The following is an 11,066-nucleotide window of genomic DNA, read 5'->3' as shown; positions in this document are numbered from 1 at the left end:
ACGCTGGGCCACAGCGACATCGAAGTGGATGGCGACGGCGTTGCGCGCGGGCTGTACCTCACGGCCGGAATCGGGTCACCGCATTGGCCGGCGCTCGGCCTGGCGCTGGGCGCCCCCCCGGGGCCCCCGCCCCGCCGGGTAGCCCCCCCCCCCCGCCCCCCCCCCCCCCCCCCCCCCCCCCCCCCCCCCCCCCCCCCCCCGGCCCGCGGGGGGGGCGGCCGCCCCGCTCACAGCACCTTGAGGTCGAGCAGCTTCTTCGCCGGGCTTTCATCGATCAGCGCGTCGCCGTACAGATCGTGGTCGTCGCTTTCGGTGATTTCCACGTCCACGAACTGACCCACGCGCAGACGGGCCTCGTCGGCATTCTGGATGTGCACCAGGCCGTCGATCTCCGGTGCGTCGGCCTTGGAACGGGCCACGGCGATACCGTCTTCAATCGCATCCACCAGGCACTGCTGCACGGTGCCGATCTTGGCCTCCAGACGCGCGGCGGAGATCTCGGCCTGACGGGCCATGAAGCGGGCAAGACGCTCCTGCTTCACTTCTTCGGGCACCGCGTCGGGCAGGTCGTTGGCCGTGGCGCCGGTCACCGGCGAGTAGGCGAACGCGCCCACGCGGTCCAGCTGCGCCGCGTCCAGGAACGACAGCAGCTCCTCGAACTCGGCCTCGGTCTCGCCCGGGAAGCCGACGATGAAGGTCGAGCGCACGGTGATGTCCGGACACAGCTGGCGCCAGCGCTGCACGCGCTCCAGGGTCTTGTCGACCGCACCCGGGCGCTTCATCAGCCGCAGGATGCGCGGGCTGGCGTGCTGGAACGGAATATCCAGGTACGGCAGGATCCGGTTCTCGGCCATAAGCGGCACCACGTCGTCCACATGCGGGTACGGGTACACGTAGTGCATGCGGGTCCAGGCGTCCAGTTCGGACAGGCCTTCGCACAGCGACTTCATGCGGGTCTGGTAGGCCTTGTCGCGCCACATGCGCTCGGCGTACTTGACGTCCACGCCGTAGGCGGAAGTGTCCTGCGACACCACCAGCAGTTCCTTGACGCCGCCACGCACCAGCCGCTCGGCCTCGCGCAGCACTTCGTCGACCGGGCGCGAGACCAGCTTGCCGCGCATCGAGGGAATGATGCAGAAGCTGCAGTGGTGGTTGCAGCCTTCGGAAATCTTCAGGTACGCGTAATGCCGCGGAGTCAGCTTGATCCCGTAGTCCGGGACCAGGTCCACGAACGGGTCATGCTTGGGCGGCAGCGCCGCATGCACGGCCTCCATCACGCTCTGGTAGTCCTGCGGCCCGGACACGGCCAGCACGTCCGGATACGCCTCGCGGATCTGCTCCGGGCGCTTGCCCAGGCAGCCGGTGACGATCACCTTGCCGTTGGCGTTCATCGCCTCGCCGATCGCGTCCAGCGACTCGGTCACCGCCGAATCGATGAAGCCGCAGGTGTTGACCACCACCACGTCGGCCGAATCGTAGGAAGGAACAATGTCGTAGCCCTCGGCCCGCAGCTGGGTGAGGATGCGCTCGGAATCGACGAGGGCCTTCGGGCAGCCAAGGCTGACGAAGCCGACTTTGGGGTTCAGCTGGGACATGGAATCGCGGGACTCTGGGGGCCTGGGCCCACGCCGGAATGGCGGGGGGACCTGGGGCCGGAAACGGCGGCAAGTATACCGACGTTGGGCCCCCAGCCCTGAATGCATCGGCTGCTGCGGCAACGCCAACCGCCAACCCGTGCACGCCCGCGACACCCCGCTAACCTGCGCCGCACGGATAATGAGCGCCTGAACCAACTGGAGTCTGGCAATGGGTGAGTGGGTCACGATTGATACGCATCACGGTCCGGTCCGGGCCTGGCAGGCCACGCCGCAGGGCAAGCCGCGCGGGGGCCTGGTGGCCATCCAGGAGATTTTCGGCGTGAACGCGCATGTGCGTGAGGTGGCCGAAGGCTACGCCGCGGAAGGTTACGCCGTGCTTGCCCCCTCGTTCTTCGACCTGATCGACGGCACCGAGGCCGATCCCGACAGCCTGCCCTACGACCCGGACGGCGTGAAGCAGGGGCTGGAGCATGTGAACGCGCTGGGGGTGGAGAAGGCGCTGGAAGTGGTCCGGGCCGCCGCCTCGCGGCTGGCGCCGGCGGGCAAGGTCGGCACGGTGGGCTACTGCTGGGGCGGCAGCATCGCCCTGCTCGCCGCGTTGCGCCTGGGCCTGCCGTCGGTGAGCTATTACGGCGCCCGCAACGTGCAGTTCCTGGACGAAACGCCCAAGGCACCGGTCATGTTCCACTTCGGCGCCCACGACAAGAGCATCCCGCCGGAGGCCATCCAGGCCCACCGGGAGAAGCTGCCCAAGATGGACACCTTCGTCTACCCCGCCGATCACGCCTTTAACCGCAGCGTCGGACATGCGTATGATCCGGACAGCGCCGAGCTGGCGCTAAAACGCACCCTTGCCTTCTTTGCGGAGCATCTTGGATGAGCGATTTCGAACTGGATTCACGCCTGGCCACCAACAGCGTGTTGGTGGACCAAGGCCCGTTGTCGCAAGTGCGGCTGATGAACGACGAACGTTATCCCTGGCTGGTGCTGGTGCCGCGCGTGACCGGCATCACCGAATGGCTGGAGCTGGACGGCAACCAGCAGGACCTGCTGCGCACCGAATTGAACCGCTGCTGCCGGGCGCTCAAGGGCACCGACGGGGTCGAGAAGATCAATTTCGCCACGCTGGGCAATATCGTGCCGCAGCTGCACTTCCACGTGGTCGGCCGGCATGTCGGCGATCCGGCATGGCCGGCGCCGGTATGGGGCAATGGCCAGCCTCGCCCCTTCGATGCGGCGGTGCTGCAGGAGCGTGTGGCGATGTGGAAGGAACGGCTGGGATACTCGCCCCAGACCTGATTGGCCGTCTCCTTGAGAGCGGCAAGGCGGGCGGCAGCAACTGCCGCCCGACTCAACCGCAGCCTCCGTCTTTCAGGCGAAGGGCCTGAAACCGGTTGTCTCCTCCGCCAGGAACCCCGGCGAATTGCCACGGCAATACATGCCGTCGGGATCGGTGTAGTGCACGCCGTACATCGCCAGGTCGTTGAACATCTTGTTTCCTGCGGCCAACGGGCCGCGGTTTTCCATGGTCAAGGTACCCGCAGAGAGCATGTAGGCCCTGAAAACGGCCGCCACATCTATTTTGTCCTGGGTGGCCCACTTTCGGGCAATGGCGTCCTGCAACGGCGTGCAGCTGGCGAGGAACGGATCGACCGGGATCACTGGAAGCTCCGTGACCGACTGGGGGGCATCCTGGCTTGCAAGCCCGTTGCCTCCAAGAAACTTTGAAACGCCACCCGCGGGATCGGCGTCGCCGTCAGGCGCATCAGCGCTGAACCACAGGCCCTTCAAACTGTTGGCCAACAGCCCCGCCTGGACAACGTCGACCCCATCGCCCAGCGTGTCCAGCAGCTTCATGTTCTTGGAGCGTACCGCACCCCGTGCCAGCGGCTTCAGCGAGCGGGACAGGGTGGCCATCATGCCATCCACGCGTCGCCCGGTAACGAGGGTAAGTCCATCCAGGAATGCCGAGAGCTCCGGGCGTTTGTTCTGGATCACCATGGAGACGGTCGATACCCCTGCCATCGCGGTAGCGACCACACCCGCTGCTATCCGCAGAACAACACTTGACCCGCCGGTAAAGGGTGCCAATGCGATGCTGGCAATATTGGCGACCGTGCATACGATATTCAAAGGGTCGTTGAGAATGGGGTCTTCCAGGGAGCGTCGCTCGCTCCACACTTCGATCCGGTGCCCACGGGGGTCTCGATGATTGACCGGATCACTGCCGCAGTAGCTGTAGCGGTTGGCACCGCCCCAGCCGAACGGACTCCAGGAATCCGGCGACTGAAAGCGACAGCTTTGGGGGTCATACAGGCGATAGCCATTGCCCAGGTGATACAGCCCCAAGGGGTTCAATGGCTCACCCTTGAAGCCCAGCCACGTGACCCCGTCATTCCCGGGCTTGCGATAACCGTAGGGCGTGTAGCTGAAATAGGTCACGGTGTTGGTGGAAAGATCATAACTGGCGAAAATCGAGCCCTCCGCATCGCGCAGTTCAAAGCTGGTGGTAATGACAGCCTCGCCAGCAAGATCCTTCTTCGTATGAATCTGCTGCAGCAGGCAACCGGACGTTTCGCTCATGACGATTATCGTACGGTCGTGATACCCATAGGCTGTTGAACCCGACTTATCCACCCGTTGCCTGGCATAGATCCTATTTCCGCGATAGTGATATATCTCGCGACAATCACCGTGAACGGTCCCGCGAATACAGCCGAAGTCGTCGTACTGGAACTCATAGCTGCTGTCAGACGACGAGCCGTCGTAGCCCTTGACCTGACCGTTGGGGTGATAGGTTATTTTGTGGTCGCCGCACTCAACATCCCGGCCTCGATCATCGGCCCCCTTCGCCAACGCCCCCGGAATATTTGTGGAAAACTCAAACCTCCGCGTCACGTCGCCCTCAGCCGAATCCCCCGCAATTTCGGTTACGTTCCCAAGGGTGTCATAGGTGAACTCCTGACGTGTAAAGCCTGCCGAACCAGGGCCGAAAGCTTCTTCATCCGAGCAGGACCAGTCCTTCAGCCTGCCACCATCATGATATTGGTAGCTGTCGCTTCTACGCTCGACATCCTTGACGTTGAGCGTGCTTTTCTTTAAGCGGCCATCGCTCAATAGCGCGCGATCGATCGTTATCGTATCGAAGCCATCACAGGTGAAGGTTCGCTTGATCTCATTTCCCATCGCGTCATAGGCAAAGGTCACGACCATGTCTTTCGCTGCCGACAGGCACCTGATTGTCTCAGTCAGAATTCTCCCTTCGATGTCGTACTCAAATGTGGCTTCAGCCACGTCCGCAGCGTTGATCTTGCCGATCATGCCGCGCAGGTCATAGGTCAGTCGGGTCGTGTTCCCTGCGATGTCCTTGAACTGAACAAGGCTGCCCCGAAGACTGTACGTCGATTCGGAAGTAAGCCCCTCGTAAGTCTCGCTGTACGTAAGACTCGCGAGGTCCAGCGTGCTGGAAAATTGGCCACATTGCGCTGTCTCGACGTCCCGAAGGGCCGGCGAACTGGAAAGGCCGCCATCTCGTTCTGTGTCGAGCTCTCGATCAAAGGGAGAGGTAAGCTTGATAGGCAGTATATCGGGCGCAGCGCCCGGCAATTCGTCGTGCTTGGTTACCACATCTTGAATCACGAACTTTATTTCCAACTCCGGCAAGTTCGGCCTCAACGCTTCATCGAGATTATCGAAGTAAGGATCCTTAGGATTGTACGATGTGATTCGGATAGGAATTCTTGAAAACAAAGGGTGAACATCCGTCTGTACCTCTGGCTTTGTCTCCGGCTTCGGATCTGTCTTCACCTCTTTATCGGGTAGTGGCGTACTGCCTCCAAGAGTCTTGTAAAATAGGCACTTAGGGTCTGCCACACTGCTGTCACGCCCCCAATTCATGCCGCCGTCGGCATACGAGAACATGGTTTCTGCAAGCCCTTTGACCTGCAGCGCCGACACTCTGCCCAACCCGTCGCACTGCTGCGTCCCCAGCTCGACCTTGGATGCCCCCGCGGATAGGCTGGCCTGGGTGGCCACTGCCGCAGCGGTATGGATCGGGTATGTGTTCTTCACCGTGACATCCCCCGACACCAGCTGGGTTGCCCGACCGAACGCGTCGTACTGCCAGGTTCTGTCCTGACTGCCGGTCTGGGAGACTTTCGTGCAGCGGCCCGCCGCATCATGCTCAAGCGTCCGGTGCGCCAGCAAGGCCTCTTTGTCTTTCGCCGTCACGCTGAAGTACTCGATCTTCTTCAGCCACCCTTCGACGCTGGAGGTGGTGACGGTCTTCAGATAAGGAAATGCCTTCTCCTCCCACTCGGTCACCGTGCGCTTGGCGGCGTCATGTTGCCGATTGAATACACTCTTCCCCCGCGTGAGTGTCGTCAGGCCGCCCGGTGTGGTGGTGTACACATCCGTCAGGGTATCGATTTCCTCGCCCTTGCCGTCCCGCAGGGTTCGAACGACGGTGCGATTGCCATTCTCGTCGTACGACGAGACGATCGTGTGTTCCGTGAGCTTGTCGCCGTTGGCCAGGTAGTCGAATGTGCTCTGCTCCGCCACCCGGCCATGGTCGTCATATTTGATTGTCGACAGAACGTGGGTCTTGCCTTGCCGGACCATCTGCTCTTCGGTCTGACGCCCCAGGTCGTCGTACACGGTTCGATGCGAAGCCTCCGGAACCGCTGCAGCATTTTCGGCCGGCCCGGTTGATCCGGAAGGGCTGCCTTCATTGAGAACGCGCCCGGTCAACGAGGAGCATTTCATCGTCGTTACTGATTTCGCGCCATCCTCTGACTTGATTTCGGTCGTCACCGCAAATCCATCAGGCAGGTATGCACGCCTGATGAGCGTTTCAACCTTCGAATCCTTGACCTTCTCGCCCGCCCCGTTGATCAGGTGCAGCTCGATACGTGAGGGCAAGCCATAGTCCGCCGGCGCCGCGCTGTACTCAAAGGTTTCGACGGTCATCGTTCCCTTGTGGGACTTCAACTTCCAGCCGAGCGAATTTCTCCGCGCCTGCTGCTGGAGCGACTTGTAGTCCCCCTCAAGTCGCTTCACCATGATCGGAACAAGTTCCTTCAGGTTGTCCTTACGGACTTCAGACGCTTCCACAAGGCCGACGAATATCTGCTGGAACCGCGGCTCTTTCAGGTGGTGCAGCGTATTGAGCACATTCAGACCCCCCACCTGGTCGAGCGCCTTGCCCAGCTCGTTGCCGCCCAGGATGATGTGCTCGTCGCCGTATATGCTGGAGGTATCCATCTCGCCCGCCCCCGGCCTGAACAGCTCATCCGCCCATTTTTCCATGTCATCGCCGGCGGCGATCAGCGCTGCATATCGCTGGTTGAAGGAGTCAATCTGCTCGAGCTCGGGCTCAAGCACTGTCAGCACTTTCTCGATAGCCGGGGTGTCCCCATCCGTCAGGCTTTCCGCCCCCACCGCCCGCTTCGGCTTCACTGCTTTGTAGGAATAGAATTTCGCCTGGAGGAAGGACGCGGACGTGGCGCCTCTCCTGTAGATGACTTCCGACTCGACGAAACGATCAAAGCCGCAACGCTCCCCGGGGTACGAAAGCGGCACGGGGAGATTGTAGAGCTCCTTCCCCGGGCTGTAGCCCTTCGACTCCTTGCTGATGAACCGCTTCTCCTCCTTCCCCCAGGTCAGCCCTCTGTCGGTACCCGACGCCCAGAGCGCCTCGTCCACCGGGTAGAACAGATAACTCCAGAAATCGTTGTTGCTTACTTTGATCGCCTCGATACTCTGTTTCATGTGATGCAGGGTCGTGCAGTAGGTGTACTCCGTCACCAGGCCATCCTTCTCCAGTTGCAGCAGGTTTCCGTCGGTGTCCATCTCCCATTTCACCGTCACCTCCGACCCCGCCTGACCCTCCAGGGACTCGATGGTTTTGCCGATCGTGCGCCCCGTCTGATCGTCGAACGAGATGTCCTGCTCCACTACCCACGTCACACCGTACGCGGTGACTTCTTCTTTCGTCTGCCGCCCTGCTGCGTTGAAGTACTTGACCACCTTGGTCTTCGCCGCATCGTCGGTTTCGGCAGTAAACACCGCACTGTCCTTTGGACCGGCATAGGTGTACCGGGTCGTCAGGCCCTTCATCCCTTCAATGCTTTTTCGCTCGAGAGAAACGACTTTTCCGCCAGTACGGGAGACGGTTTCAGACGTAGTGGCCGTTGCCGAGACGGACGCCTTGATGGATTTCAGCGCCCCCTGGTCATACTCGATCTCCCGCTTGTGCTTCCGACCTCCTGCGACATCCACTGAAATGCTGGCCAGCCGGGTATTGAAGCTGTCCGGCGTGAGCGTCGTCCTGGTTCGCTTGCCATCACCATACTGATAGAGCGCAGCGCACGTTGCTTCAGAGGCGGGCAGGTCCAAGAACGACATGCTGTACTTCAGCTCATCCGCCCCACCTCCGGGAAACAGCTTGAAGTACGCGGGGCGGTTGAGATGATCACCATCGAATTCCAGCAGGGTGCGCGTGTCGTCCTTGATGGAGTGCAGGCGATAGAAGCTGTGGCGTGCCGTCGGGAGGTCGAGCCGACGGTCCTCGTGCCAGATTCGCCACTCGAATTTCAACTGATGCCCAAACGGGGTGGTAATGGATTCCAGAACGTATTCCTCACCGTCCATGGAATCAAGGAAATCAACCTTCCGCTTCCGGTACGCCTCGCGCTGCTCGTTGTACTTGTCGGGAATGAACTTGAAGTCCGAGTCTTCTTTCTCAGTGCTGGGCTCGGGCCCGACCTCCTTGAAGCTCTCCACCGTGCCGTCGCGGTGGTAGATGACCGCCCCCAGGCGCTCGATGTTGATGACAAAGGTCGGGGACGTCATTCGCGTACCGGTCATGATGAAGGTCGCGCCACTGGCCAGGGTGATCTCGAACGCCGGCTTCGATTGATGGACCGTCCTGCGAATCCGGGTCATGGCCAGGTGCCAGTCCTCTTCCGGGCCTCGATAGACAAGGTCCACGTCGAAGGTGGGGCCGACACGGTTATTGCCTACAAGGCGGGCAATGGAGATTCGGCCCGTGGCCAGCCCGCTGCGCGGGTCCACCTGGATGTGTGCGTCATTCAGGTGGTTCATCAGGTTCGTCTCGGACATGGCGTTGCACTCCAATCTTCAGTTGAAGGGTCAGGACTACGTCAGCCGGGGCGGGCAGAGGGATACTCACACCGCCGCCACCGATATCGCGAATCAAAGCAGTTTGAAACCCACGAGCGCCCGATGCACTCGGCCGGCGCCGAATACAACGGAGGGATCAGCGGTCTGGTTTGGCAAGGCCTCGTGGAGGAAGCACGAGATGCACGGTACGCCCGGGAAAACGCCTGCGATAAGCAATATCGGCAAAAGCAGTTTCGTCTGATGCGGCGCGTGGCCCCAGCCGGCCGGCGCATGCCGGAAGGGCAGGCCATGCACCGCCCTCGGCCCATGGCGCCGTGGTCAGGCGCTTGGCTTCAATGGGGGTGATATGTCGCGATGCAGAAGGAACGGCTAGGATATTCGCCCCAGCCCTAAGCGGACCCTGCCCCTGATGCGTTCCAATCTCGTCGCCGCCATCGTCCTGATCGTTGTTGGCCTGTTCCTGCTCGCCAGCAACCTTGGCTGGACCAACATGAATCTGGGTCGCCTGATCCTTACCTGGTGGCCGGTGATCCTGGTGGCGGTGGGGATCGGGTTGTTGTTCGGGCGGGGGAAGTAACAAAAAGCGCGGATTTCTCCGCGCTTTTTTTTGCTCGCGCCGCTCAGGTGCGCGGCAGCGTCACGCCGGTCTGGCCCTGGTACTTGCCGCCGCGGTCCTTGTACGAGGTCTCGCAGATGTCGTCGCTGTCGGCCTGGAAGAACAACATCTGGGCCACGCCTTCGTTGGCGTAGATGCGCGCCGGCAACGGCGTGGTGTTGCTGAATTCCAGGGTGACGTGGCCTTCCCACTCCGGCTCCAGCGGGGTCACGTTGACGATGATGCCGCAGCGCGCGTAGGTGCTCTTGCCCAGGCACACCACCAGCGTGTCGCGCGGGATGCGGAAGTACTCCACGGTGCGCGCCAGCGCGAAGCTGTTGGGCGGGATGATGCATTCGTCGCCGACGATGTCCACGAAGCTGCCCGGATCGAAGTGCTTGGGGTCGACGATGGTGGAGTTGATGTTGGTGAACACCTTGAACTCGCGCGAGCAGCGCACGTCGTAGCCGTAACTGGAGGTGCCGTAGCTGACGATGCGCTGGCCGTTGGCCTGCTTGACCTGGCCGGCTTCGAACGGCTCGATCATGGCCTGCTGCTCGGACATGCGGCGGATCCAGCGGTCACTCTTGATGCTCATGGGGGGTCCTGGGTGCGGGAATGGGCGATTCTAAACTCAGAGCAGCGAGGAGAGGATCGGAATGCTGGCGCGCGGCCGCTTGCCCACTTCCTCCACCAGCCGCTCGGCCGCGCGCAGATAGGCCTGCGCGGCAGGCGAATCGGGCGCGGCGGCGGTAATCGGGGTGCCCACGTCGCCCTGCTCGCGGATGCCGATGTCCAGCGGCAGCGAGCCCAGCAGCGGCACGCCGTACTGCGCGGCCATGCGCTCGCCGCCGCCCTCGCCGAACAGGTGCTCGATGTGGCCGCAGTTGCTGCAGGTGTGCACGGCCATGTTTTCAACAATGCCCAGCACCGGCACCTCGACCTTCTCGAACATTTTCAGCGCCTTCTTCGCGTCCAGCGTGGCGATATCCTGCGGCGTGGTGACGATCACCGCGCCGGCCAGCGGAATCTTCTGGGTCAGGGTGAGCTGGATGTCGCCGGTACCCGGCGGCAGGTCGATCAACAGGTAATCGAGGTCATCCCAGAGGGTGTCGTTGAAGAACTGGGTCATGGCCGAGGTGGCCATGGGGCCGCGCCAGATCATCGGCGTCTCGTCTTCGATCAGATACCCGATCGACATGGTCTCCACGCCGAAGGCGCGCAGCGGTTCGATCGACTTGTTGTCCGGGCTTTCCGGGCGACCGCTCAGGCCCAGCATCATCGGCACGCTGGGGCCGTAGATGTCGGCGTCCAGCAGCCCTACCCGCGCGCCCAGCCTGGCCAGCGCGACGGCCAGATTCACGGCCGTGGTGGACTTGCCTACCCCGCCCTTGCCTGAACCGACCGCGATCACGTTGCGAATGCGCGGATGGGGGGTGAGCCCCTTCTGCACCTTGCTGGCTTGGGGACGACGGGACGGACTGGTGCTCACTGCGGGGACTCCGGGCATGCCAAACGGTTGACCTCCCACTATACAGCCCCCTCTTTTCCACCCCTGCAAGGTTGCGCTCCGCCGGTAGTACGCAGCGATCCAGGTAGGAAATGTCCTGTCGTGTCTGAGGACTGTCCCGACAAGCCAACATGCCCCGAATCTGAACGGCGCGTGCGTCGCAAACGCGAGCTGCGGCACAAAACGGCCAAGGCACCCTTAATAAAAGTTGCCCTTGCAA

The 11,066-nt window shown here is 62.2% G+C and carries 7 protein-coding genes; 3 read left to right on the top strand and 4 right to left on the bottom strand.

What is annotated here, in order from left to right; translation table 11 throughout:
- Positions 1-227: 227 nt before the first annotated feature.
- Positions 228-1,595 (bottom strand): 30S ribosomal protein S12 methylthiotransferase RimO, encoded by a 1,368-nt coding sequence (gene rimO / locus ACOZHM_RS13985; RefSeq protein ID WP_421569921.1) that lies wholly within the window; start codon positions 1,593-1,595, stop codon positions 228-230.
- 211 nt (positions 1,596-1,806) lie between these two features.
- Here rimO and ACOZHM_RS13980 point away from each other — a divergent pair, with 211 nt between their 5' ends.
- Positions 1,807-2,478 carry a dienelactone hydrolase family protein gene (locus ACOZHM_RS13980; RefSeq protein ID WP_421569920.1) on the top strand — a complete coding sequence of 224 codons (672 nt, stop codon included), beginning with the start codon at positions 1,807-1,809 and terminating at the stop codon, positions 2,476-2,478.
- On the top strand, positions 2,475-2,897 hold the full coding sequence (locus ACOZHM_RS13975; protein ID WP_421569919.1) for an HIT domain-containing protein: 423 nt from the start codon (positions 2,475-2,477) through the stop codon (positions 2,895-2,897). Before ACOZHM_RS13980 ends, ACOZHM_RS13975 begins: the two co-directional genes overlap by 4 nt.
- Before the next feature lie 72 nt (positions 2,898-2,969).
- On the opposite strand, the gene ACOZHM_RS13970 is transcribed toward ACOZHM_RS13975, so the two are convergent.
- A complete protein-coding gene (locus tag ACOZHM_RS13970) occupies positions 2,970-8,720 on the bottom strand; it encodes an RHS repeat-associated core domain-containing protein (RefSeq protein ID WP_421569918.1) in 5,751 nt (1,916 codons plus the stop codon).
- Between the two features lie 430 nt (positions 8,721-9,150).
- Between ACOZHM_RS13970 and ACOZHM_RS13965 the strand changes: the two genes are divergently transcribed.
- Entirely contained in the window at positions 9,151-9,318 is a 168-nt protein-coding gene (locus ACOZHM_RS13965; protein ID WP_259205760.1) for a LiaI-LiaF-like domain-containing protein, read from the top strand.
- A 43-nt stretch (positions 9,319-9,361) separates the two neighbouring features.
- Here the strand turns inward: ACOZHM_RS13965 and dcd are convergent, their stop codons facing one another.
- Positions 9,362-9,934, bottom strand: coding sequence for a dCTP deaminase (gene dcd, locus ACOZHM_RS13960; protein ID WP_282246624.1), 573 nt, complete (start codon positions 9,932-9,934; stop codon positions 9,362-9,364).
- 36 nt (positions 9,935-9,970) lie between these two features.
- A complete protein-coding gene (apbC, locus tag ACOZHM_RS13955) occupies positions 9,971-10,846 on the bottom strand; it encodes an iron-sulfur cluster carrier protein ApbC (RefSeq protein ID WP_421569917.1) in 876 nt (291 codons plus the stop codon).
- Positions 10,847-11,066 lie beyond the last annotated feature (220 nt).

Source organism: Stenotrophomonas sp. PD6 (assembly GCF_049199305.1).
Lineage (GTDB): Bacteria > Pseudomonadota > Gammaproteobacteria > Xanthomonadales > Xanthomonadaceae > Stenotrophomonas.
Note: the sequence above shows the minus strand (reverse complement) of the source record. Positions and strands in the feature narration are given on the sequence as shown.